Raw genomic sequence first — 23,149 nt, 5'->3', positions numbered from 1 at the left:
GCAAGGCGATCCCAGGCGAGATGTTCAGTGAGCAGGGTCCACCGGGGCGAAGTAGTCACGGAGCATCCCCATCGTCCACGCGGGTTGGCGCACCTCTCCGCGCGGGCCGAACTCCTCGAACCAGGGCTTCACTTCGATGACTGGCGTGCCGTCGATGGCGTCCAGGTCCTCGACGTGCAGGTCCAGTCCATCGACCTTGACGAGTCGGCAGCGGGAGGAACCGAGCCAGTTGATGCGCCGCATGTTCCGGTGGCCGAACACGCCGACCTCGGGCCAGTCCGGGTTGTCCCGGGGGCGGCGCGCGCCGAGGTTCAGGTCGGCCGGGTCGGTCTTGTGGAACCGGAAGATCACGTCGAGATGGGAGAACTCCTCCAGCCCCTTCGTCGCGTCGAGCGGAAACCTGTCGCCGTCGAGCCGGATGATGGCACGCGTCCCTCCCCAGTAGTCGTCGGTCGGTTCCGTACGGCCTCCCACAACATGCCCGAGCGCTTCCACGTTGAAGACCTCACCCACGTGCTTCCCCTCCTGTGAACGGACCGCGCCAGGACGGCGGGTCAGATGGTGGCTGCCAGATAGTCGGCGGCGCGCCCTTCGTCGCGGGCCCGGGCAAAAGTTGGCGCGTGTCGATCTACAGCGAGACGAACGGCATCAACTTCCGCTCCGCCAAGATAGCCCCGGACATCTCCTTCCGGCGGGCGGTGCGAACCGTGGCGAGGGCGTTTGACATCAGCGAGGTTCACCTCCCCGGAGGGGAACCCACCCTCCACGCCGAGGTGTCCGCGCTGGTCGCGGTGCTCACCGGAACAGGGGCTGAGCGTCGGAATGACCAGCAACGGGGTGTCCCGTCTCGAACGTGCGGGCCCCTTCGCGGGTGCGGGGTCAGCGGGCGGCCAGGGACTCCAGGAGGCGTTCCAGGGAGGTGCCGAGGCCCCAGCGGGCGGAGAGCTCCTCCAGGGTCATCGGGTCCAGCGGCTCGCGGGGGAGCGCCGGGTCGACCTCGGGCAGCGGGGCGTCGGCGGCGACCCGGACCACCGTCGGGGCGACGTCGAGGTAGGCCGCGCCCTCGACGATGTTGCGCCGGCGGGCCGGAGTCAGCCGGGAGCCGACGTCCAGTGCGGCCGCCCGGATGCCCGCGAGGTCCCCGTACTCGTCGATCAGCTGGGCGGCGGTCTTCTCGCCGATGCCCTTGACCCCGGGCAGGCCGTCGCTCGGGTCCCCGCGCAGAGCGGCCATGTCGGCGTACTGGGCGCCGCGCACGCCGTACTTCTCCAGCAGCAGCGCGTCGTCGGTGACCTGGAGGTTGCCCATGCCCTTGACCGGGTAGAGCACGGTGATCCCGCGGGCGTCGTCGACCAGTTGGAACAGGTCGCGGTCGCCGGTGACGATCTGCACCGGCCCCTTCGCGTGGGCGGTCAGGGTGCCGATCACGTCGTCCGCCTCGTAGCCGGGGGAGCCGATCCGGGCGATGCCGAGCGCGTCCAGCACCTGCTCGATCACCGGGACCTGCGGGGCCAGCGTGTCCGGCACCTCCTCCTCGCCGTCCTCGGCGGCCTCGGCGACCCGGTGGGTCTTGTACGAGGGGATGAGGTCCACCCGCCACTGCGGGCGCCAGTCGGCGTCCATGCAGGCGACGAGCTGGTCGGGGCGGTGGTCGTGTACCAGCCGGGCGATGAAGTCCAGCAGGCCGCGGACTGCGTTGACCGGTTCACCCTGCGGGGAGCGCAGGGTGTCCGGCACGCCGTAGTAGGCCCGGAAGTACAGGCTGGCGGAGTCGAGGAGCATCAGTCGCGGTGCGGTCACGGGTCAGATCATGCCGTACGGGGGCGACAGCCGGCGGTCTTCAGTGCTCGTGCGGGCCGGCGCGGTGCACCGGGCCGTGCGCGTCGGCGCAGTGCTCGGCCGGCTGCTCGCCCGGGGCGGCGATCTGCAGCAGCGCGCCCGCCGCGTCCTCGCCGACGTGGTCGACCTGGAGCGTGCTGTGCGTGATGCCGTACTCGTCGCCCAGTCGGCGCTGCAGCTCGCGCCGGACGGCGTGGCAGTCGCCGCCGGGGGTGACCAGGATGTGCGCGGACAGCGCCGGCTGGCCGGAGGTGATCTCCCAGATGTGCAGGTCGTGGATCTCCTCCACCAGCGGCTGGGCGACCATCCGGTCGGCCACCGCGTCCGGGTCGATCCCGGCCGGAGCGGCCTCCAGGAAGATCCGCCCGGAGTCGCGGACCAGGCCGATGCTGGCCTTGAGCATCAGCGCGACCACGATCAGCGAGGCGATCGCGTCGGCCCGGGCGAAGCCGGTGGTCAGCATGACCGCGCCGGCGACGGCGGTGGCGATGAACGCGTACAGGTCGGTCAGCACGTGCTGGAAGGCACCCTCGACGTTCAGCGAACTGCGGTTGGCCTTCGACATGCACCAGGCGGCGGCCAGGTTGACCACGATCCCGATCAGCGCGGTGACCAGCACCAGCGAGCCGGCGACCTCCGGCGGCTCGAACAGCCGGGTGATCGCCTCGTAGCCGAGCCAGGCGGACAGCACCAGCAGGGTGACGCCGTTGGCCTGCGCGGACAGGATCTCGGCGCGCTTGAGGCCGTAGGTGTAGCCGCCGCGGGCCGGGCGGGCGGCGAGGCGCATCGCGACCAGCGCGAGGACGATCGAGGCGGCGTCGGTGAGCATGTGCGCCGCGTCGGAGATCAGGGCCAGGGACTTCGCGGCGAAGCCGACCACGACCTCGCCGGCCATGAAGACGACGATGAGGGCGAGGGCGCTGAGCAGCCAGCGGCGGTCGGCGTCGGCGGCGACGCCGTGCGAGTGGCCGCCGTGGCCTCCGTGGCCGTGACCGCCGTGCGAGTGACCGCCGTGCGAGTGCCCGCCGTGGCCGCGGCCTTTCGGGCCGTGGTCGTGCGCGTGCTGGTGGTCATGCGCATGATCATCGAGGGAATGCTCGTGCCCGGCCATCGAAGTCCTCTCTGGACGCACAGGTGGGAGGGGCGGGGTCGCGATCGCCCCGCATCCGAAGTGAACCTCAGATCGGACAAAGATCCAAAGGCTGTACTGGTGACCGTTGTCGTTGCCGTTCGGATGCCCTGCGCCGAACGGGTGGCGCGGCCCGCGGGGCGGCCTCCCGACTGCTCAACGCGGCCGCCCTCGGCGGGTTACCCGGGGGCTGCGGCGGCCGGATCGCCGGTGGCATAGACCCTGGTCGGAGCCGGATGACGGCGTCACTCGAACGGGTGAGGTGAGTTTGCGCGGCGACGCGGGATTCGACGACGATCATGGCCCGTGAAGATCGCTACCGCGGACACCGTCCGCCGGCTCGTCGAACTCGAGGCAACAGCCGAAGAGCTGATGAACCGTCATCTCACGGCGGCGCGCGAGTGGTTCCCATACCAGTACGTCCCGTGGAGCCTCGGCCGGGACTTCGACGGCCCGCTCGACGGCGAGCCCTGGCATCCCGGGCAGTCCGCGCTCGGCCCCGCCCTGCGCTCCGCCCTGGTCGTCAACCTGCTGACCGAGGACAACCTGCCCGCCTACCACTGGATCGTCGGCGCGCAGACCTCCCGGGACGGCGCCTGGGGGCCTGGCTGCACCAGTGGACCGCCGAGGAGGACCGGCACGCCTCCGCCCTGCGCGGATACCTGCACGCCACCCGCGCCGTCGACCCGGTCGTCCTCGCGGTGGCCGGGGACTACGACCCGCGGGTGCACCACGACGAGGTGCTCGTCCCGTTGCTGCGGGCCCTCCGGGTCCACGACCTGGCCGGGCTCGGCCCCGCCGGGGAGCAGGCCCGCGACCGGATCGCCTCGCACGTCGAGCAGCTGGACGCCCGGGCCGCCCGCTTCGTCGAACGCCGCGCCCGGACCCTCGCCGTCCGGGCCCGCCGCGCCGGATCCGCCTGAGCCCCGCCCCTTCGCCGCCCAAGCGAACAGGAACCGCATGACCATCACCACCGCCGGCAGCAGCGCCGCCGACATCGAGTTCCACTACGACCTCGGCAACGACTTCTACGCCCTCTGGCTCGACGAGACGCTCGCCTACACCGCCGCCCGGTGGGACGGCATCGCCCGCGACGAGCCGGACGCCACCGCGCTGCCCCGCGCCCAGCGCGCCAAGCTCGACCACCACCTGGACCTGGTCGGCGCCCGCCCCGGCGACGGCCTGCGGTTGCTGGACGTCGGCTGCGGCTGGGGCGCGATGCTGGAGCACGCGAGCCGCGACGACCGGGTCGCCGAGGCCGTCGGCCTGACCATCTCCCGCGCCCAGTACGAGTTCCTCACCGCCCGCGCCCTGCCCGGCGTCGAACCCCGGCTGGAGAGCTGGGAGGACCACACCCCCGAGCGCGCCTACGACGCCGTCGTCTCGATGGGCGCCTTCGAGCACTTCGCCACCGCCGGGATGACCAGGGCCGAGCGGCTCGACGGTTACGCCCGCTACTTCGAGGCCTGCCACCGCTGGCTGCGCCCCGGCGGCCGGATGTCGCTGCAGACCATCGCCTACGACGGCGCCGCCGACGGCTCCGGCCCGGTCGGCGAGTTCGTCGGCAGCGACATCTTCCCGGGCGGCCGGCTGCCCCGGCTGAGCGAGATCGCCGCCGCCTGCGACCCGTACTTCTCGGTGGTCGCGCTCACCGCCTCGGCCGAGGACTACGCCCGCACCCTGGCCTCCTGGTCGGCGCGGCTGCTGCGGGCCCGCGAGGAGGCCGAGCGGCTGGTCGGCCCCGAGGGCTACCGGCGCTACCGGCGCTACCTGCGGGCCAGCGAGGTGACCTTCCTGCGCGGCGCGGCCACGCTGTACCGGATCGGCTTCCGGCGGCGTGCCGAACCGCTCCGGCTGTCGGTCTGAGGCCCGGGCGTGCACCCCTCGGACACGGCGCTCCCGCCGCACCGGGCCTGGGCGGCCGTCACGGTGGTCTGCGCCGCGCTGTTCCTGCTCGGTCTGGACTTCACCGTCCTCAACGTGGCGATCCCCCGCCTGCGCACCGACCTCGGCCCCACCCTCGCCGAGACCCAGTGGATCGTCGACGGCTACGCCCTCGCGCTCGGCGGCTGCGTGCTGGCCGCCGGCGCGCTCGGCGACCGGTACGGCCGGCGGAAGGCCTTCCTCGCGGGCCTGGCGCTCTGCGCGGCCGCCTCGGCGGCCGGCACGCTCGGCACCGGTGCCGCCCAGCTGGTCGCCGCCCGGTGCGGGATGGGCCTCGGCGCGGCCCTGTTCATGCCCGCGACCCTCTCCACCGTCGTGTACGTGCTGCCCGAACCGGCCGCCCGGAAGCGGGCGGTCGGGATCTGGGCGGCGGTGGCCGGGGTCGGCGCGGTGTTCGGCCCGGTCGCCGGCGGCCTGCTGGTCGAACGGTACGGCTGGCAGTCGGCGTTCTGGCTGAACGTCCCGGTCATCGCGGTGATCGCCGCGGCGGCGGTCGTCCTGCTGCCCGAGTCCCGCGACCCCGATGCCCGCCCGCTGGACGGGCCCGGCGCGCTGCTGTCCTGCACCGGGCTGCTCGCGCTGGTCTGGGGCGTGATCGAGGCCCCGGGCCGCGGCTGGACCAGCCCCGGGGTGCTGGCCGCCGGCGCGCTCGCCGTCCTGCTGCTGGCCGCCTTCGTCCGGCGTCAACTCCGCTGCGCGGCACCGATGGTGCCCGTCCGGCTGCTGAGCGGCGGACCGGTCTGGCCGGCCACTGCCGCGCTCGCCCTGATGTCCTTCGCGATGTTCGGCGCGATGTTCCTGCTCACCCTCTACCTCCAGCAGATCCGCGGCCTGACCGCCTGGCAGGCCGGGTTGCGGATGATCCCGCTCTCGCTCGGCCTCGCCGTCGGCGCGGTCCTCGGGCCGCTGCTGGCACGGCGGTCGGGCGCGCGGATGCCGTGCGCCGGGGGGCTGCTGCTGATCGCCGCCGGGTTCGTCCAACTCGGTGGGCTGGAAGCCGGATCGGGGGACGTCCCGGTGCTGCTCTTCGAGGCCCTCGCCGGGTTCGGCGCCGGGCTGCTCGCGCCGGTCGCCACCGAACTGGTGATGGGCGCCGTCCCGGCCGCCGCGGCCGGCGTCGGCTCCGCGCTCAACGACGCCACCCGACAGGTCGGTTCGACCCTCGGAGTCGCGGTGCTCGGTTCCGTCCTCGCCACCTCGCTCACCGACACCGCGCCCGGCGACCAGATCGCCTTCACCGAAGGCCTCACCGCGGCGGCCGTCGTGGGCGGCGCCGTCGCCCTGGTCGCCGCCGTCCTCGCCTGGTTCCGGCTGCCCGGGCGCCGGCCCCGGCCCGTCCTCGTGCCCGACCGCGACCTCTCAACCACCTCGAACTGAAAGGCAGTTCACCATGTCCACCGCCTACGAAACGATCCGCGCCAGCCTCGTCGACGAGTTCGACGTCGACCCCACCGTGGTCACCCCCGACGCCACCCTCGCCTCGCTGGCGCTCGACAGCCTCGCCCTGGTCGAGCTCTCCCTGGTGGTGGAGGAGCGGCTCGGCGTCACCGTCGCCGACGTCACCCCGGACCGCACCCTCGGTGAACTCGCCGCCCACGCGGACGCCACTCTGGCCGCCGGCGCCGTCAGTTGAGCGCCGGCGCCGTGGCCGTCACCGGGCTCGGGCTGGTCACGCCCGCCGGCACCGGGGCGGCCGCCGTCTGGGAGCGCTTCCTCGGCGCCGAGCCCACCGCCGGGCCCGACCCCGAACTCGCCGGCCTGAACGTCGACTTCTCCTGCCAGGTGGCCGACTTCGACCCGTCCGCGCTCCTCGGCGGGCGGCTCGCCCGCCGCCTCGACCGCTTCACCCAACTCGCCCTGGTCGCCGCCCGGCAGGCCGTCGCCGACGCCGCGCTCGACCCGGCCGCCTGGGACGGTACCCGGGTCGGCGTGGTCCTCGGCGTCAGCGCCAACAGCGTGCAGACCTACGCGGTCGAGTACGCCCGGCTGGAGCAGGGCCGGGCCGACCGGGTCTCCCCGCTGATGCTGCCGCGCAGCATCCCCAACATGGCGGCCGGCGAGGTCGGCCTCGACCTGGGCATCTGCGGCCCCGGCCTGGTGGTCAGCACCGCCTGCGCCTCCGGCACCACCGCGCTCGCCCTCGGCGCCGACCTGATCCGGGCCGGCACCTGCGACCTCGTCCTCGCCGGCGGCACCGACAGCCCCCGCACCCCGATGACGGCCGTCGCCTTCGACCGGCTCGGCGCGCTCTCCCGCCGACGGCACGACCCGGCCGGCGCCTCCCGCCCCTTCGACGCCGACCGGGACGGCTTCGTCCTCGGCGAGGGCGCCGGCGTCCTCGTCCTCGAACGCGCCGAACACGCCCGCGCCCGCGGCGCGCGCCCCCGCGCCTACCTGGCCGGACACGGCGCCGCCGGCGACGCCCACCACTTCACCGCCCCGCACCCCGGCGGCGACGGCCTCGCCCGCGCCGTCCGCGCGGCCCTCGCGGACGCCGGGCTCGCCCCGTACGAGATCGGGCACGTCAACGCGCACGGCACCGGCACCGCGCTCAACGACCCCGCCGAGGCGGCCGCCCTGCGGCAGGTCTTCCACCGGCCGCCGCCGGTCACCGCCAACAAGAGCGTCATCGGCCACACCATGGGCGCGGCCGGCGCGATCGAGGCCGCCGTCACCGTCCTCACCCTCCAGCACCGGCTCATCCCGCCCACCGCCAACCTCGACCGGCTCGATGACGCGATCGACCTCGACGTGGTCGCCAAGGCGCCGCGCCCGCTCGCCGTCCCGGCCGCCCTGTCCGTCTCCAGCGGCTTCGGCGGGCAGAACGCCGCCCTCGTCCTCACCGCCGCCTGATCCCGGAGCACCGTCATGCGCCGCCCCGCCACCCGGCTCGCCCGGCTCGCCCGGCTGTACACCCACCTGCTGGCCCACCGCCCGCCCGCCGACTGGTCCGTCCCGGTCGCCGACGGGCGGTACGGGCCGGCCGAACCCGCCGCCGAAGACCGGCCGCTCACCCTGCTGATGCTCGGCGACTCGCTCGCCCAGAGCTTCGGCGCCCACCGGCCCGAGCAGACCCTCGGCGCCCGGCTCGCCCAGGGACTCGCCGAGGGCACCGGCCGCCCGGTGGACCTCCGGGTCCTGGCCCGGGTCGGCGCCACCACCGCCGCGGTCGGCCGCCAGGTGTCGCGCGCCGCCCGGCTGCGGCCCGGCATCGCGGTCCTGATCGTCGGTGGCAACGACGTCCTGCTGCCGAGCCCGCTCGGCCGCGCCGCCCGCCGCTTCGCCCACCTCGCCCAGAACCTGCGCGACGCCGGCTGGCAGCTGGTCGTGGTGCCCTGCCCCGACCCCGGTCACGCCCCCGGCTTCCGCGTCCACGCCCGCTGGATCGGCCACCACCGCTCCCGCCGCCTCGCCCGCCGCCACACCCGCACCGCCGACCGGGTCGGCGCCCACCTGGCCGCCACCTCGGGCCCCGAGTTCCGCGACCAGGCGGCCCACCTCCTCGGCCCCGACGGCGTCCACCCCTCGCCCCACGGCTATGCCACCCACGCCGCCCGGATGCTGCCCACCCTGCTCGCCGCCGCCCACCTCCCCGAACCGGCCGCGCACGTCTGACCCCGGAACACCGGGGCCCGCGAACGCGGAGGCTCCCGCGCTCCGGACGGAGCGCGGGAGCCTCCCGGGCCGAAACCCGACTCCCCGGCGGCCGGTCGGCGGCGCCCCGGCTACCCCGGCAGCACCGCGTCCACGTCCACCTGCACCGCGTCCAACTGCGCCGCGGTGGCCGCCCGGACGAGGGCCCGCATGACCCGCAGGTCGTCCCCCTGCTCCGGGTGCCACTGCACGCCCAGGGTGAACCCCGGACCCTCGACCGCCTCCACCGTCCCGTCCGGCGCATGGGCGCCGACCCGCAGGCCCGTCCCGACCCGGTCGACGGCCTGGTGGTGGAAGGTCGGCACCTCCACCTCGCTCTCCGGCAGCAGTCCGCCGAGCAGCGTCCCCGGTACGGGACGCACCAGGTGCGTCCCGTACCCGCCGTCGGTACCGCCGTGGACGTCCACCGGCAGGACGTCCGGGAGGTGTTGGACGAGCGTCCCCCCGCAGACGACGTTGAGCACCTGCATGCCCCGGCAGATCCCCAGCAGCGGCATCCCGGCCGCCAGGGCCGCCCGGAGCAGGGCCGCCTCCCACTGGTCCCGCTCCGGGGAGTCGACCTCGGTGCGGGGGTGGGCGGACTGCCCGTAGTAGGCGGGGTCGATGTCCGGCCCGCCGGCGATGACGAGGGCGTCGAGCCGGGCGAGCACCTCGGGTGCGCGTTCGGGGGCGTCGGGCGGCAGGAGTACCGCGATCCCGCCGGAGTCCTGGACGTACGCGGTGTACCGCTCGGGCAACAGGGCCACCCGGCGGCCCCGCCAGTTGCTCCAACTCGCGTCGACCACGTAGGTGCTGACGCCGATGAAAGGCCTGCGATCCATGGCGCGCATTCTCCTCCCGTACCGCCTGATCCCTCGTCAATCGCGCACATCGGCGCGCCACACCCGCCCGCCCTCTTCCGCGCCGTCCGCCGCAGGCCGTACGGTTCGCTGTGACCGCTTGATCTCGAAGAGTGATCGAGGAGAAGGGTTCCGTCATGCCCGAGAACGCCGCCGCGGGCGTGCCGCCCCGTCCGCCGTTGACCCTGGACGAGCTGCGCACCCTGGTGGACACCGGAGAAGTCCACACCGTCGCGCTGGCGTTCACGGACATGCAGGGGCGCCTGCAGGGCAAGCGCTTCGCCGCCCGCTTCTTCCTGGACGAGGTGGTCGAGCACGGCGCCGAGGCCTGCGACTACCTGCTGGCCGTCGACGTGGACCTGAACACCGTGGACGGCTACGCCTTCTCCTCCTGGGCGACCGGCTACGGCGACTTCGCGATGCGCCCCGACCTCGGCACCCTGCGGCTGACCCCCTGGCAGCCGGGCACCGCACAGGTGACCGCGGACCTGGCCCGGCACGGCGGCCGCCCGGTCGACGCCGCCCCGCGCCAGCTGCTGCGCCGCCAGATCGCGCGGCTGGCGGAGTACGGGCTGGCCGCCGACATCGGCACCGAGTTGGAGTTCCTGGTGTTCCGGGACACCTACGAGCAGGCCTGGTTGGGCGGCTACCGCGGTCTGACGCCGGCGAACCTGTACAACGTGGACTACTCGATGCTGGGCACGGCCCGGGTGGAGCCGCTGCTGTCCCGGATCCGCACCGAAATGGCGGGCGCGGGCCTGGTGGTGGAGTCCGCGAAGGGCGAGTGCAACCTGGGCCAGCACGAGATCGCCTTCCGCTACGCGGACGCGCTGACCACCTGCGACCAGCACAGCGTCTACAAGACGGGCGCGAAGGAGATCGCCGCGCAACAGGGCTGCGCGCTGACCTTCATGGCCAAGTACAACGAGCGCGAGGGCAACAGCTGCCACATCCACCTGTCGCTGCGCGACGCGGTGGGCGCGCCGGCCTTCGCCGACCGGGACGGCCGGATGACCGACACCATGCGGCACTTCCTGGCCGGCCAGCTGACGGCGCTGCGCGAGTTCAGCCTGCTGTACGCGCCGAACATCAACTCGTACAAGCGGTACCGCCCGGGCTCGTTCGCCCCGACGGCGGTGGCCTGGGGCCGGGACAACCGGACCTGCGCCTACCGGGTGGTCGGCCACGGCCCCGGCCTGCGGATGGAGAACCGGGTGCCGGGCGGGGACGTCAACCCGTACCTGGCGGTGGCCGGGATGATCGCGGCCGGCCTGCACGGACTGCAGCGCAAGCTGGAGCTGCCCGCGCCGTGCCTGGGCAACGCCTACGCGGTGCAGGAGTACGCCCGGGTGCCGGGTTCGCTGCGCGAGGCGGCGGAGCTGTGGGCGCAGAGCGAGCCGGCCCGGGCCGCCTTCGGCGACGACGTGGTCGAGCACTACCTGAACATGGCCCGGGTGGAGCAGTGCGCCTTCGACGGGGCCGTGACCGACTGGGAGCGCTACCGCTCCTTCGAACGGATGTGAGGCCGATGACCGAGCCGGCTACCACCGGGCCCACCAGCAGCACCGTCCGCAATCCGACCACCGGCGAGGTGCTCGCCACCGTCCCGGACACCACCGCCGAGCAGCTGGAAGCGGCGGTGCAGCGCGCGCTGAAGGCCCAGTCGGGCTGGGCGGCGCTGGCACCGGGTGAACGGGCCCGGCTGCTGCGCCGGTTCGCCGACCAGGTCGAGGTGCACGTCCCGGAGCTGGCCGCGCTGGAGGTGCGCGAGGCCGGGCACACCGTGGGCAACGCCCGCTGGGAGGCCGGCAACGTCCGGGACCTGCTGGAGTACGCGGCCGGGGGAGTGGAGCGGCTGACCGGCCGCCAGATCCCGGTGGCGGGCGGCCTGGACGTGACCTTCCACGAACCGGTCGGCGTGGTCGGGGTGATCGCGCCGTGGAACTTCCCGATGCCGATCGCCGCCTGGGGCTTCGCGCCCGCCCTGGCGGCGGGCAACGCGGTCCTGCTGAAGCCCGCCGAGGCGACCCCGCTGACGGCACTGCGCCTGGCCGAACTCGCCCTGGCGGCAGGGCTGCCGGAGGGCCTGTTCCAGGTGCTGCCGGGCGCGGGCGGGACGACCGGGCGGGCCCTGGTGGACCATCCGGCGGTCCGCAAGATCGTCTTCACCGGCTCGACCGTGGTCGGCAAGGAGGTGGCCGCCCGCTGCGCGGCCCGGGCCAAGCGGGTCACCCTGGAGTTGGGCGGCAAGAGCCCCAGCATCGTCTTCGCCGACGCCGACCTGGCCCGCGCCGCGGACCCGATGTCCTTCGCCGACAACAGCGGCCAGGACTGCTGCGCCCGCAGCCGGATCCTGGTCCAGCGGGAGGTGTACGACGACTTCCTGGCCCTGCTGCTGCCCGCCGTCGAGGCGCTGCGCACCGGCGACCCGGCGGACCCCGAGACCCGGCTCGGCCCGCTGATCTCGGCCGCCCAGGTGCGCCGGGTGGCCTCCTACCTCACCCCGGAGCTGCCGGTGCTGGCCCGCGGCGCGGTGCCGGACGGGCCCGGTTACTGGTACCCGCCGACGGTGATCGCGCCGCCCGACCCGCAGGTGCCGGCGGTCACCGAGGAGATCTTCGGCCCGGTCGCCGCCGTGCTGCCGTTCACCGACGAGGCGGACGCGCTGCGGTTGGCCAACGCCACCCGCTACGGCCTGTCCGGCTCGATCTGGACCAGGGACCTCGGCCGGGCGCTGCGGCTGGCCCGGGGCGTCGCGGCGGGCAACCTGTCGGTCAACTCGCACTCCTCGGTGCGGTACTGGACGCCGTTCGGCGGCTACGGCGAGTCCGGCGTCGGCCGGGAGCTGGGGCCGGACGCGCTGCGCCAGTTCACCGAGACCAAGAACGTCTTCATCCACAGCGAGGAGTAGGAGCCCGATGACCGACAACGACGCCACGGTGTGCCGCCGGCTGGTCGACCGCACCGCCGTGATCACCGGCGCGGGCAGCGGGATCGGCCTGGCGGCCGCCCGCCGGCTCGCCTCGGAGGGCGCGAAGGTGGTCTGCGCGGACCTGGACGAGGAGTCGGGGCGGGCAGCCGCCAAGGAGGTCGGCGGCCTGTTCGTGCACACCGACGTCACCGACCCGTACATGGTCGAGGCGCTGTTCGACGAGGCCTACGAGACGTACGGCAGCGTGGACGTCGCGTTCAACAACGCGGGCATCTCGCCGCCGGAGGACGACTCGATCCTGACCACCGGGCTGGACGCCTGGCGCAAGGTCCAGGAGGTCAACCTGACCTCGGTGTACCTGTGTTGCAAGGCCGCGCTGCCGTACATGCGGCGGCACGGGCGGGGCTCGATCATCAACACCGCCAGCTTCGTGGCCCGGATGGGCGCGGCCACCTCGCAGATCTCGTACACCGCCTCCAAGGGCGGGGTGCTCGCGATGTCCCGCGAACTGGGCGTGCAGTTCGCCCGGGAGGGGATCCGGGTGAACGCGCTGTCGCCGGGGCCGGTGGACACCCCGCTGCTGCGGGAGCTGTTCGCCGAGGACCCGGAGCGGGCGGCCCGCCGGCTGGTGCACATCCCGTTGGGCCGGTTCGCCCGGGCGGAGGAGATCGCCGCCGCGGTGGCCTTCCTGGCGAGCGACGACTCGTCCTTCATCACGGCGAGCGAGTTCCTGGTGGACGGCGGCATCTCGGGCGCGTACGTGACCCCGCTGTAGCCGCGCGGCGGGGCCCTTCTCACCGTAATCTCATCGAAAACCGCCGGAATTCCGGGCTGCGCTGATTTCGCGCTTATCCACGTGCCTTTAGATTCTCTGTTGTGAGTGAGCAGATTCCCGCCGGGTGGTACCCGGACCCGAAGGACACCGGCAGCGACCCGAGGCCGCAGCGCTGGTGGGACGGCAGGGGTTGGACGGCCAGCACCCGGCCCGCACCCTCGGACGCCCCGGAGCCGGTGCCCCCGGCGGCCGGGTCTCCGGGGCCGGGGTCGGCCGAGGAGCCCACGGTCCTGGAGGGCGAGGTGCTGGACAGCGGACCGACGGTCCGCTACCCGGAGCCGCCGCCCTTCGGCACCGCCTACGGTGCCGCGGCGCCGCCCCCGCCGCGGGGGCCCCGGCGCCGCCCGTCCCGGCTGGTGATCGCCACCGCCGTGGCGGCGCTGCTCGGCCTGGGCGCCGGTTCCGGGATCACCTACCTGGCGATGGACGGCCACGGCGACAACCGCACGCAGCGTAGCGCCCGACCGGTCGTGCCGAACGGCGAGAACGGGCCCTGGAACGGCTTCCCGGGCCTCGGCGGCGGCAACGGCGACAGCGGCAACGGTGGGAGCGGGAGCGGCGGCAACGGGAGTGGCGGCAACGGGAGCGGTGGGAACGGCGGCAACGGCAGCGGCAAGACCAGGCCCGGCGCCGGGAACGCGATCGACCTGGTGAACCGGCTCACCCTGCCCGTCCCCTCCGGCTGGCGGGCCGACGCCACCAACGACGGCTACGCCGTGCTCACCGTCGGCTCGTACACCTGCCCGGACGGCAGCAGCACGTGCACCCTCGGCGGCGTGACCACCGGCCGGATCGACGGCGGCGGCACCGACGCCCAGGCGGCGGCCAAGGCCGACATCGACAAGGCGGCCAAGGAGTCGTACGGCGACATCACCGGGCACCAGGAGCTGAAGTCCGAGGCGGTCAAGGTCAACGGCCAGGACGGCTACCTGGTCCGCTGGAAGGTCGACGCGCCCAAGGGCAACAACGGCTACGTGCAGACGGTGGTCTTCCCGTCCGCCGACGGCAAGGCGCTGGTCTCGGTGCACTTCGGCTTCGACATCGCCGACAAGGCGCCGGACCCCGGCGTGATGGACACCATCCTCAACGGCATCACCGACTACAAGGGCAAGCTGCCGTCCCTCCCGGGCGGCGGACTGCCCGGCGGCGTCCCCGGCGGCGTCCCCGGTGGAGTTCCCGGCGGTGGTGCCGCCGGAACCGGCGGCACCAGCACCTGAGCCACCCGCTCCTCACCCGGCGGGGGGGGCCCCCCCCCCCCCCCCCCGCCGCGGGGGCGGCCCCCGGCGGGTGGAACAGGGGGGGGGCACGCCCCCCCGGCGGGTGCCCCGGGGGGGGGCCCCCCGCCCCCGCCCCCACCCCCCCCGGCCCCCCCCCCACCACCCGCGGCGGCCCCCCACCCTTAAACCCAAACCCGGGGGGGCCCGCCGCCGTTCGTTTCACACGGGGTGGAGCCACGGAACCGGGTCGGACGGGGGTATGGCCGGCCCGGTCCCGCGCCCGGCGTCAGGAGTCGCGTCGAACAGCCTCGATGCGACGGCGCCGGAGCACCATGCCGGCCCAGCCGACGCTGATCGCGGCGGCACCGGCCAGCAGCAGCGGACCGGTGGCCGACGTGCCGACGGCCGCGGCGGTGGTCGGGATCACCGCGCCGGCCGGGGAGTTGGGGTCACCGCCGTGGCCGTGGTGGGCGACCGTGGACTTGGACGCGTCGGCCGCGATCTGCGCGTCGCTGGGCGCGGCCGGGGCCTGCGCGGCGAGCGCCGTGCCGGCCGGGGCGCCGGCCGTGCCGAAGTCGATGTCGGAGCAGCTGTAGAACGCCTCCGGGCTGTCGCTGCGCTGCCAGACCGTGTACAGCAGCTGGCGGCCGGTGCGCTGCGGCAGGGTGCCGGAGTAGGTGTAGAAGCCGTTGGTGGCGGTCCGGTCGACCTGCACCTGGGCGACCGGGGTCGGGTCGAGGTCCGACCACTTCAGCGGCTTGGTGGGGTCGTAGCTCGGCTTGGTGATGTAGACGGTCTGGGTGCCGACGTGCGGTGCGGTGGTGCGGAACTGGAAGGTGAAGGCGCCCGTCTTGACCGCGGTGGCCGGCCAGTCGGTGCGCGGCCAGTCGAGGGCCTGGTACTTGTCGCGGTTGGCCGAGCAGAGCTTGCCGTCCGGGATCAGCGCCTGGTGGTTGCCGGCCGCGTTGGCGATGTTGACCTCGTTCCAGTCGTACAGCGGCTGGGTGCCGCTCGCGGCGACGAGGTCCTTGCAGACCTGGGACACCGGGTGCTCGGGGCCCTCGGCGTAGCAGGCGGCGACCCGGCTGACCGGGTTGGTCATCGTGCCGTGGGCGCTGGCGGTGCCGGCGGTGGAAACGGCCACCGCGAGGACCGCGGTGCCGACCACACCGACGGACAGGGCACTTCGCTTGATGGACATGGGGTGGGGACTCCTTGACCGTCGTTCCGGGCGAGTGTGGGGGAGCGGACACGCCTGCCCGTTCGGGGGCCGCCGACCCGGACCGCGGGCCCCTGGCCAGAGCGTATGATTGGTCTGGACCAGCTGGCAATAGCTGTGCGCGCCGCGCTTCTTGACGGACCGTAGGCCCAGGAGCAGCGCAAAGGCCCGATGGAACACCCGGGTTAGGTGTTCCATCGGGCCCGCTTAAGGCTCCGGAAAGGTCGGGCGTCAGAAGTTCAGGCTGCCGTTGATCGTGTGGGCCTGGACGACCTTGCCGTGGATCGTGGCGGTGCCGCTGATCTCGTTGTGCACCGTGCCGGGCTGCGTGGGCACCTGCGGTGCCAACTCGTCCAGGATCCGCCGGAGTTCGTCGACGGCCTCCGGGCTCTCGCGGAACAGCGTGCGCAGTCGGGTGCGCAGCACCGCGGTCTGGTCGTCGCGGGCCTCCTGGTCCTCGCCCGCCTCCAGCAGTCCGGTCCGGACCGCTTCCAGCTCGGCGCCGGCCTGCTCGTCACCCTCGCCCCGCCCGAACAGCCGGGCGATCCGCGAACTGACCTGCTCCCAAGCTGCGGTGGCCATCAGCGTGGCCAACGACGTGGCGCCCGACGTCACCATCTGCTGCACGATCTCGGCTTCCATGCCGCCCCCTTCTCGCCCTGCTCCGCAGTATCGGCACCACGGTAGAGCACCGAAGGCCGCCTGGTCAGAGGAACGTCTTCCCCTCACCCCGGTACGTCGGGACGGTCCGCACCACCCGATCCCGCTCGACCAGGTGCAGTTCGGCGAAGCGCTCGCACAGCTCGCCCGCCTTGGCGTGCCGGAACCAGACCCGGTCGCCGATCAGCAGGTCGTCCGCGGCCGAGCCGAGCAACGGGGTCTGCACCTCGCCGGCGCCCTCCACCGGGTCGTACCGCAGCCCCTGCGGCAGGTACGGCACCGGGGAGCGGTCCGGGCCGGCCGCGCCCGAGGCGGGGTAGCCGCCGCCGAGCACCGTCACCACCCCGACGCCGGGCCGGCGCACCACCGGCTGGCCGAACAGCGCGGCCGGACGGCCCTGGAACGAGCGGTAGTTGTCGAACAGCCGGGGCAGGTAGAGCCCGGAGCCGGCCGCGACCTCGGTGACGGCGCGCTCGGCCACGGTGGACTCCACACTGCCGGTGCCGCCGCCGTTGACGAACTCCAGCTCGGCCACCCGCCGCAGCCGCCTGACCACGGCCGCGCGCCGCTCGGCCAGTTCGGTCCTGGACTTGGCCTGCATCAGCCGGATCAGCCGCGAGCGCGCCGGCCGTCCGGGCACCTGGTCGCCCACCCCGGCGACGTGCCCCTCGTAGGCCATCAGGCCGACCACCCGGAACCCCCGGCGGTGCTGGACGAGTTCGGCGAAGGCACCGAGGTCCTCGGGGGTTCGCAGCGGGGAGCGTCGGGCGCCCACCCGGACGCGTCCGCCGAGCAGGTGCAGCGCGGTGTCCAGTTCCAGGCAGACCCGCACCTCGGCGTCGCCGCCGCGGGCCTTGTCGATCAGGTCCAGCTGGGCGGGGTCGTCGAGGACGACGGTGATCTCGCGGGCGAGCGCCGGATCGGCGGTCAGTTCGGCGTAGCCGGTCCGGTCGGCGGAGGGATAGGCGAGCAGGATGTCGCGGACGCCGGTGCGCGCCAGCCAGAGCGACTCGTCGAGGGTGAAGCTCATCACCCCGGCGAAGCCGTCCACGGCCAGTGCGCGCTCCAGCAGGGCCCGGCAGCGCACCGACTTGCTGGCGACCCGGATCGGCTTGCCGGCGGCCCGGCGTACCAGATCGGCGGCGTTGGCGTCGAAGGCGGCGAGGTCGACGACGGCCACCGGCCCGTCCAGGTGTGCGGTGGCCCGGTCGTACCGGTGGCGGTCGGAGACCGGGGCGGGGGCGGCGGTTTCGAGCATGACCATGCGCGCAGGGTGCCACACCGTCCTACCCGTGGGTAGGCCCCGCGTGCAGGGAAATGGGGTCGGGGGCGCGCGGTGGCATAGGGTCGGCGGGTGGACCGCAAGAACATCCCGAACCCCGGCTTCGCCGACGACGACGGCACCGCCGACCCGGCGCTCACCGAGGCCCTCGCCCGCTGGTCGCAGGACCGCGCGGCGGAGCCCGAGCTGCTGGCGGCGCTGACTCCGACCCGGCTGATGGTCCCGATCGTCGCCCTCCTCGGCGAGGTCGAGGTGGACGAGCACGGGCACAAGCACGAGAAGACCAGCGACATGGCCGTCCCGGTGCTGGAGGCCCCGGACGGGCGCCGCGCGCTGCCGGCCTTCACGTCGCTGGAGACGATGGCCCGCTGGCGCGCCGACGCCCGCCCGGCGCCGGTGGCCGCTCCGCAGGCCGCGATGGTGGCCTTCTCCGAGCGCGCCGACACCCTGCTGATCGACCCGGCCGGCCCGGTCGCCTACCAGGTGGCCGGGGCCCGGCTGCGGGCGCTGGCGGAGAACCGGCCGTACCTGCCGCCGGTGCGCGACCCCGAGGTGCGCGAGGCGGTACGGGCGCTGCTGGCGGCCGAGCCGCAGGTGCTCACCGGGCTGCTGGCGGCCGCTGAGGGCGCGGACGGGGTGCTCGCCGTGGTGTTCGACCCGGAACTGGACCAGCCGGGCGTCCAGGCGGCCGCGCAGCGGGTGGGGCGGGCGGTGGCCGCGGACCCGGTGCTGCGGGTGCGGCTGGACCGGGGGCTGGACCTGGCGGTGCTGCCGGCGACCGCGCAGCTGCCCGGCGAGCCGCTCTACCGGCGGTAGGAACACCTCGGGCGGGAGGAACGGAACAGGGGCAGTGGCTCACGAGAGCCACTGCCCCTGCTGCGTGCGCGGGTCAGGAGTAGACCGGCCCGGTGAACTTCTCGCCCGGGCCCGTGCCCGGGGCGTCCGGGACGATGGAGGCCTCGCGGAAGGCCAGCTGCAGCGAGCGCAGGCCGTCCCGCAGCGGTGCCGCGTGGAAGTTGCTGATCTCCGGGGCGCCGGCGGTGATCAGCCCGGCCAGCGCGGTGATCAGCTTGCGGGCCTCGTCGAGGTCCTTGTCCTTGTCGCCGCCCTCGGCCAGGCCGCACTTGACCGCGGCGGCGCTCATCAGGTGCACCGCGACGGTGGTGATCACCTCGACGGCCGGGACCTCGGCGATGTCCCGGGTGAGGTCGTCGAAGCCGATCGCGTCGTCGTCCGCGCCGGGGGTCTGGGTGGGCTCGCTGCTCAAGGGGGGCTCGTTCCGTCGTGCCGGTGTCCGTACCCCTGGAGCGTACAAGTTGGTCCGAAGTGGGGCGGAATAGTGTTCTACGGCCCAACGCTGTATGCTTCGAGACTGACCGGCCGGGATCCCGCAGGGGAGCCTGGCCAGCAAGAGGAGGCTCCACCCAGGAGGCCCGAGAGGGCAACCGCGAAAGTCTCCCACCTGGTCGACCTCGCGGTCGACGGGTCCCGGTCCGCGACGGGCGCCACGGCGCCGAGTCGCCGCAGCGCTCCTCACCAGGGCGCCGCCCCCGGTTGTGTGGAGCCCCGCTTGTACCGAGCGGGGCTTTTTTCGTGTCGCGGTGCACACGGTACCGAGCAGGTGCCTGGCAGCGCAGCACGAATGAAGCCCCGCCCAGTGGTCGAGTCCACTACGTGCGACCGCCGTCCGACGGCCGCATCGCAGAAGGTGCAACCGAGGAGGCCCCATCAGCACCGAGCCCCGCATCAACGACCGGATTCGCGTCCCGGAGGTGCGACTCGTCGGTCCCAGCGGCGAGCAGGTCGGCATCGTGCCGCTTGCCAAGGCGCTGGAGCTCGCGCAGGAGTACGACCTCGACCTGGTCGAGGTCGCGGCGACCGCCCGGCCGCCGGTGTGCAAGCTCATGGACTACGGCAAGTTCAAGTACGAGTCGGCCATGAAGGCCCGTGAGGCGCGCAAGAACCAGGCGCACACGGTCATCAAGGAGATGAAGCTCCGGCCGAAGATCGACCCGCACGACTATGACACCAAGAAGGGTCACGTCGTTCGGTTCCTCAAGCAGGGCGACAAGGTCAAGATCACGATCATGTTCCGCGGTCGTGAGCAGTCCCGCCCCGAGCTGGGCTTCCGTCTGCTGCAGCGGCTCGCCGACGACGTCCAGGACCTGGGCTTCGTCGAGTCCTCGCCGAAGCAGGACGGCCGAAACATGATCATGGTTCTTGGCCCGCACAAGAAGAAGACCGAGGCGATGGCCGAGGCCCGCGCGCTCGCCGACGCCCGCAAGGCCGAGCGTCAGGGCCGGACCCCCGGTTCCGACGCCGCCGCGGCTGACGAGGACGCAGCGCTCGAGGCCGAGAACGCCGCGGCCGAGGCGGAAGCCGACGAGGCTGACGTCGAGGACGCCGCCGAGGTCGAGCAGCCGGCCGAGGCCTCCCAGGACGCCTGAGCCGTTACGGCCAGGGCGGCCCGGGGGACCGGCCACCAGAGGTGACGGGGCGGCCCGCCCGGTCACCGTAGATCCATCCAGTTCACGCCCGCGTGGCTCAGGCCGCGCGGGCGCGGACGGGACCGACGAGGAGATACGGCGAAATGCCGAAGCAGAAGACGCACAGTGGCGCCAGCAAGCGCTTCAAGATCAGTGGCTCTGGCAAGGTGCTGCGCGAGCGCGCCGGCCGCCGCCACCTCCTGGAGCACAAGCCCTCGACGCTGACCCGCAAGCTGGCCGGGACCGTCGAGCTGGCCCCCGCTGACGCCAAGAAGATCAAGAAGCTTCTCGGCAAGTGATCGCCCTCCCGCTCGGCGCGAGCCCGAGCGGGGCAGCTGATCCTTCCCGACCCATTCGAATGACGGACCACGTGAAGTAGTCCGTGGTCCAATCCAAGGAGTAATCAAGTGGCACGCGTCAAGCGGGCAGTCAACGCCCACAAGAAGCGCCGGGTCATCCTGGAGCGCGCCAGCGGCTACCGTGGCCAGCGTTCGCGGCTGTACCGCAAGGCCAAGGAGCAGGTCACCCACTCGCTGGTCTACAACTTCAACGACCGCAAGAAGCGCAAGGGCGACTTCCGTCAGCTGTGGATCCAGCGCATCAACGCTGCGGCCCGTGCCAACGGCATCACCTACAACCGCTTCGTGCAGGGCCTGAAGGCCGCCAGCGTCGAGATCGACCGCAAGATGCTGGCCGACCTGGCCGTCAACGACCCGGGCGCCTTCGCGTCGCTGGTCGAGGTCGCCCAGAAGGCGCTGCCGGCCGACGTCAACGCCCCCAAGGCTGCCGCCGACGCCGCCTGATCTTCCGAGATCAGTTGAGCTCTGACCGGACCCGCAGGCCCTCCTGCGGGTCCGGTTCTGCGTTCCCCCGGATCTTCAGCGGTTTCCCCGGATCCTCAGAGCCGCCCGCCACAGAGAACGAGACCATGCCGAGCACCGACATCCCCCTGCTCACCTCCGTGCGCTCGCCGCGCGTCGTCGCCGCCCGCCGGCTCGCCAAGCGGAACCAGCGCACCAAGGAGCGCCGCTTCCTGGCCGAGGGCCCGCAGGCCGTCCGGGAGGCCGTCGCCTTCGGGCAGCTGCCGGGATCGGCCGAGCACGCCGTGGTCGAGGTGTACGTGACCCCGGAGGCCGCCGAGCGGCACGCCGGCATCGTCGAGGCGGCGCTGGCCGAGGGACTGCCGGTGCTGACCGCCACCGACGAGGTGATCGCGGAGATCTGCGACACGGTGACCCCGCAGGGCATCGTGGCGCTCTGCCGCTTCATCGACACCCCGTTCGCCGAGGTGCTCAAGGGCCGCCCGAGGCTCGTCGCGGTGCTCGCCCACGTCCGTGACCCCGGCAACGCCGGCACCGTGCTGCGCACCGCCGACGCGGCCGGCGCGGACGCCGTGGTGCTCACCGACGCCTCGGTGGACCTGTACAACCCGAAGGCCGTCCGGGCCTCCGTCGGCAGCCTGTTCCACCTGCCGGTGGCGGTCGGCGTGCCGGTCGAGGAGGCGGTCGGGCAGCTGCGCGCGGCCGGAGTCCGGGTGCTCGCCGCGGACGGCGCGGGGGAGCGCGACCTCGACCAGGAGCTCGACGAGGGCACCCTGGGCGCGCCCGGCGCGTGGGTGTTCGGCAACGAGGCGTGGGGGCTCCCGGAGGAGACCCGCGCGCTCGCCGACGAGGTCGTGCGCGTCCCGATCCACGGGCACGCCGAGAGCCTCAACCTGGCCACCGCAGCGGCCGTCTGCCTGTACGCCTCGGCCCGGGCGCAGCGTTCGCCCGGCGGCTGCCGCTCGAACGCCTGAACCGCGCGCTCGTGGTGCGCCCGGATCACCCCGCCGCGGGCCCTACTGCGGGGGGCTGCGAGGCGCTAGGGTCTGCCTCGGTGGGGGGAACGGCACGGTGGGTAATCGGGGAGGACACCCATGGTCGGCAGCGGGCCAGAGCTCGACCCGGACGACCTACCGGACGGCCTGGTGGTCGCCGATGGGCGGGGCCGGGTGGTCTGCTTCAACCGGGCCGCGGTCCGGCTCACCGGCGTGCTCCGGGAGGTCGCGCTCGGGCAGGAGCTGGAGGACGTCCTCCCGCTGGAGGACCTGGACGGCCGCCGCTGGTGGCAGCTGACCGACCCGTACGGCGGCCTGGCCACCCGTACCGGCCAGCCGGAGCGCAACCTGCTGCTGCCCGGCGGCCGTGAGGTGCTGGTCTCCGCCCGGTACGTCCGGGCCGTACCGCTGGGCCCGCCGGAGCGCCTGGTGATCGCGCTGCGCGGCACCGAGGCCCGGCGCCGCACCGAGCGCAGCCACGCCGAGCTGATCGCCACCGTCGCGCACGAGCTGCGCTCGCCGCTGACCAGCGTCAAGGGCTTCACGGCCACGCTGCTGGCGAAGTGGGAGCGGTTCACCGACGGGCAGAAGCGGCTGATGCTGGAGACCGTGGACGCCGACGCCGACCGGGTCACCCGGCTGATCGCCGAGCTGCTGGACATCTCCCGGATCGACGCGGGCCGGCTGGAGCTGCGCAAGCAGGTGGTGGACCTGGCCGCCGCGGTGCGCCGGCACGTCGAGCGCAAGGTTGCCACCGGCATCCCGGAGGAGCGCTTCGACGTCCGGATCAGCGAGTCGCTGACCGTCCTGTGGGCCGACCCGGACAAGGTCGACCAGGTGCTGGCCAACCTGCTGGAAAACGCGGTGCGCCACGGCGAGGGAACTGTCACGATCGAGGTGGCACCGGCCAAGGAGGTCGTCGAGGCACCCGTCTGGGAGCGCTCCGGCACCCCGCCCCGCATCGTGGAAGGCACCGCGGTCACCGTGAGCGACGAAGGAAGCGGCATTCCCGAGGAGTCGATGCCGCGCGTCTTCACCCGCTTCTGGCGCGGGTCCAAGCGCGGCGGCACCGGTCTGGGCCTGTACATCGTCAAGGGCATCGTGGAGGCCCACGGCGGTTCGATCCGGGTCGACCGCGCCCCCTGCGGCGGCGCCCGGTTCCGATTTATCCTGCCCGCCAGCGTTCCGGACTTCATGTTCTGAGGTCCCGCTGGACGGGCATCGCGGCAGCCGCGCTACGCGCTGCGACTACACTCGACCTTTGGCGTTGTGGGACGCCCTGTGCGGCTGAGCCGCG

General features: G+C 73.8%; 24 protein-coding genes and 2 pseudogenes. 18 read left to right on the top strand and 8 right to left on the bottom strand.

The window, feature by feature from the left end; all coding sequences use genetic code 11:
• Positions 1-24: 24 nt before the first annotated feature.
• The 3 genes from P3T27_RS23870 to P3T27_RS23860 form a co-directional block, all read right to left on the bottom strand.
• On the bottom strand, positions 25-513 hold the full coding sequence (locus P3T27_RS23870; protein ID WP_280681731.1) for an SAM-dependent methyltransferase: 489 nt from the start codon (positions 511-513) through the stop codon (positions 25-27).
• Positions 514-879: 366 nt separating this feature from the next.
• On the bottom strand, positions 880-1,782 hold the full coding sequence (locus tag P3T27_RS23865; protein ID WP_280681879.1) for a 5'-3' exonuclease: 903 nt from the start codon (positions 1,780-1,782) through the stop codon (positions 880-882).
• 58 nt (positions 1,783-1,840) lie between these two features.
• The gene (locus P3T27_RS23860) at positions 1,841-2,950 is read right to left on the bottom strand and encodes a cation diffusion facilitator family transporter (protein WP_280681729.1); all 1,110 of its coding nucleotides are present in this window, start codon (positions 2,948-2,950) and stop codon (positions 1,841-1,843) included.
• 390 nt (positions 2,951-3,340) lie between these two features.
• Between P3T27_RS23860 and P3T27_RS23855 the strand changes: the two are divergent.
• The 8 genes and pseudogenes from P3T27_RS23855 to P3T27_RS23820 form a co-directional block, all read left to right on the top strand.
• Positions 3,341-3,481, top strand: a pseudogene (locus P3T27_RS23855) (acyl-ACP desaturase); the annotation flags it as partial.
• Positions 3,439-3,615 (top strand): annotated as a pseudogene (locus P3T27_RS23850) (hypothetical protein); the annotation flags it as partial. The pseudogenes P3T27_RS23855 and P3T27_RS23850, both read left to right, overlap by 43 nt.
• A 54-nt stretch (positions 3,616-3,669) precedes the next feature.
• Positions 3,670-3,891, top strand: coding sequence for a hypothetical protein (locus tag P3T27_RS23845; RefSeq protein WP_280681895.1), 222 nt, complete (start codon positions 3,670-3,672; stop codon positions 3,889-3,891).
• 37 nt (positions 3,892-3,928) lie between these two features.
• On the top strand, positions 3,929-4,834 hold the full coding sequence (locus P3T27_RS23840; RefSeq protein ID WP_280681877.1) for a cyclopropane-fatty-acyl-phospholipid synthase family protein: 906 nt from the start codon (positions 3,929-3,931) through the stop codon (positions 4,832-4,834).
• A gap of 9 nt (positions 4,835-4,843) precedes the next feature.
• A complete protein-coding gene (locus P3T27_RS23835; RefSeq protein ID WP_280681727.1) occupies positions 4,844-6,289 on the top strand; it encodes an MFS transporter in 1,446 nt (481 codons plus the stop codon).
• 13 nt (positions 6,290-6,302) lie between these two features.
• Positions 6,303-6,545, top strand: a complete 243-nt coding sequence (locus P3T27_RS23830; RefSeq protein ID WP_280681724.1) for an acyl carrier protein — start codon at positions 6,303-6,305, stop codon at positions 6,543-6,545.
• Between the two features lie 11 nt (positions 6,546-6,556).
• On the top strand, positions 6,557-7,765 hold the full coding sequence (locus tag P3T27_RS23825; protein ID WP_280681722.1) for a beta-ketoacyl-[acyl-carrier-protein] synthase family protein: 1,209 nt from the start codon (positions 6,557-6,559) through the stop codon (positions 7,763-7,765).
• Between the two features lie 15 nt (positions 7,766-7,780).
• Positions 7,781-8,527 carry an SGNH/GDSL hydrolase family protein gene (locus tag P3T27_RS23820; RefSeq protein ID WP_280681720.1) on the top strand — a complete coding sequence of 249 codons (747 nt, stop codon included), beginning with the start codon at positions 7,781-7,783 and terminating at the stop codon, positions 8,525-8,527.
• Between the two features lie 110 nt (positions 8,528-8,637).
• On the opposite strand, the gene P3T27_RS23815 is transcribed toward P3T27_RS23820, so the two are convergent.
• Positions 8,638-9,387 (bottom strand): gamma-glutamyl-gamma-aminobutyrate hydrolase family protein, encoded by a 750-nt coding sequence (locus tag P3T27_RS23815; protein ID WP_280681718.1) that lies wholly within the window; start codon positions 9,385-9,387, stop codon positions 8,638-8,640.
• Between the two features lie 155 nt (positions 9,388-9,542).
• On the opposite strand from P3T27_RS23815, the gene P3T27_RS23810 reads away from it, so the two are divergent.
• The 4 genes from P3T27_RS23810 (at position 9,543) to P3T27_RS23795 (ending at position 14,389) form a co-directional block, all read left to right on the top strand.
• Complete coding sequence (locus P3T27_RS23810) at positions 9,543-10,928, top strand: glutamine synthetase family protein (RefSeq protein ID WP_280681716.1); 1,386 nt, start codon at positions 9,543-9,545, stop codon at positions 10,926-10,928.
• A 5-nt stretch (positions 10,929-10,933) separates the two neighbouring features.
• Complete coding sequence (locus P3T27_RS23805; protein WP_280681713.1) at positions 10,934-12,316, top strand: aldehyde dehydrogenase family protein; 1,383 nt, start codon at positions 10,934-10,936, stop codon at positions 12,314-12,316.
• Between the two features lie 7 nt (positions 12,317-12,323).
• Positions 12,324-13,112, top strand: a complete 789-nt coding sequence (locus P3T27_RS23800) for a 3-oxoacyl-ACP reductase (protein ID WP_280681711.1) — start codon at positions 12,324-12,326, stop codon at positions 13,110-13,112.
• A 101-nt stretch (positions 13,113-13,213) separates the two neighbouring features.
• The gene (locus P3T27_RS23795) at positions 13,214-14,389 is read left to right on the top strand and encodes a DUF2510 domain-containing protein (protein ID WP_280681709.1); all 1,176 of its coding nucleotides are present in this window, start codon (positions 13,214-13,216) and stop codon (positions 14,387-14,389) included.
• A 286-nt stretch (positions 14,390-14,675) separates the two neighbouring features.
• On the opposite strand, the gene P3T27_RS23790 is transcribed toward P3T27_RS23795, so the two are convergent.
• The 3 genes from P3T27_RS23790 to P3T27_RS23780 all read right to left on the bottom strand — a co-directional run bounded on the left by P3T27_RS23790 (position 14,676) and on the right by P3T27_RS23780 (position 17,532).
• A complete protein-coding gene (locus P3T27_RS23790; RefSeq protein WP_280681708.1) occupies positions 14,676-15,590 on the bottom strand; it encodes a lytic polysaccharide monooxygenase in 915 nt (304 codons plus the stop codon).
• A 249-nt stretch (positions 15,591-15,839) separates the two neighbouring features.
• A complete protein-coding gene (locus tag P3T27_RS23785) occupies positions 15,840-16,250 on the bottom strand; it encodes a hypothetical protein (RefSeq protein WP_280681707.1) in 411 nt (136 codons plus the stop codon).
• A gap of 64 nt (positions 16,251-16,314) precedes the next feature.
• Entirely contained in the window at positions 16,315-17,532 is a 1,218-nt protein-coding gene (locus P3T27_RS23780; protein ID WP_280681706.1) for an alanine racemase, read from the bottom strand.
• Positions 17,533-17,622: 90 nt separating this feature from the next.
• Between P3T27_RS23780 and P3T27_RS23775 the strand changes: the two genes are divergently transcribed.
• Positions 17,623-18,366, top strand: a complete 744-nt coding sequence (locus tag P3T27_RS23775; protein ID WP_280681705.1) for an SseB family protein — start codon at positions 17,623-17,625, stop codon at positions 18,364-18,366.
• A 73-nt stretch (positions 18,367-18,439) separates the two neighbouring features.
• On the opposite strand, the gene P3T27_RS23770 is transcribed toward P3T27_RS23775, so the two are convergent.
• Positions 18,440-18,817, bottom strand: coding sequence for a DUF1844 domain-containing protein (locus tag P3T27_RS23770; protein ID WP_280681703.1), 378 nt, complete (start codon positions 18,815-18,817; stop codon positions 18,440-18,442).
• 460 nt (positions 18,818-19,277) lie between these two features.
• On the opposite strand from P3T27_RS23770, the gene infC reads away from it, so the two are divergent.
• The 5 genes from infC (at position 19,278) to P3T27_RS23745 (ending at position 23,055) form a co-directional block, all read left to right on the top strand.
• Positions 19,278-19,997: a translation initiation factor IF-3 gene (infC, locus tag P3T27_RS23765; RefSeq protein WP_280681875.1), complete on the top strand. Its 720-nt coding sequence runs from the start codon at positions 19,278-19,280 to the stop codon at positions 19,995-19,997.
• Positions 19,998-20,140: 143 nt separating this feature from the next.
• Entirely contained in the window at positions 20,141-20,335 is a 195-nt protein-coding gene (gene rpmI / locus P3T27_RS23760) for a 50S ribosomal protein L35 (RefSeq protein WP_030055648.1), read from the top strand.
• A gap of 108 nt (positions 20,336-20,443) precedes the next feature.
• Positions 20,444-20,839 carry a 50S ribosomal protein L20 gene (rplT, locus tag P3T27_RS23755; RefSeq protein WP_030055649.1) on the top strand — a complete coding sequence of 132 codons (396 nt, stop codon included), beginning with the start codon at positions 20,444-20,446 and terminating at the stop codon, positions 20,837-20,839.
• 125 nt (positions 20,840-20,964) lie between these two features.
• Positions 20,965-21,831, top strand: a complete 867-nt coding sequence (locus P3T27_RS23750; RefSeq protein ID WP_280681696.1) for an RNA methyltransferase — start codon at positions 20,965-20,967, stop codon at positions 21,829-21,831.
• A gap of 120 nt (positions 21,832-21,951) precedes the next feature.
• On the top strand, positions 21,952-23,055 hold the full coding sequence (locus P3T27_RS23745) for an ATP-binding protein (protein WP_280681694.1): 1,104 nt from the start codon (positions 21,952-21,954) through the stop codon (positions 23,053-23,055).
• Positions 23,056-23,149: the final 94 nt, after the last annotated feature.

This window comes from Kitasatospora sp. MAA19 (assembly GCF_029894125.1).
In the GTDB taxonomy this organism is placed as follows: domain Bacteria; phylum Actinomycetota; class Actinomycetes; order Streptomycetales; family Streptomycetaceae; genus Kitasatospora.
Note: the sequence above shows the minus strand (reverse complement) of the source record. Positions and strands in the feature narration are given on the sequence as shown.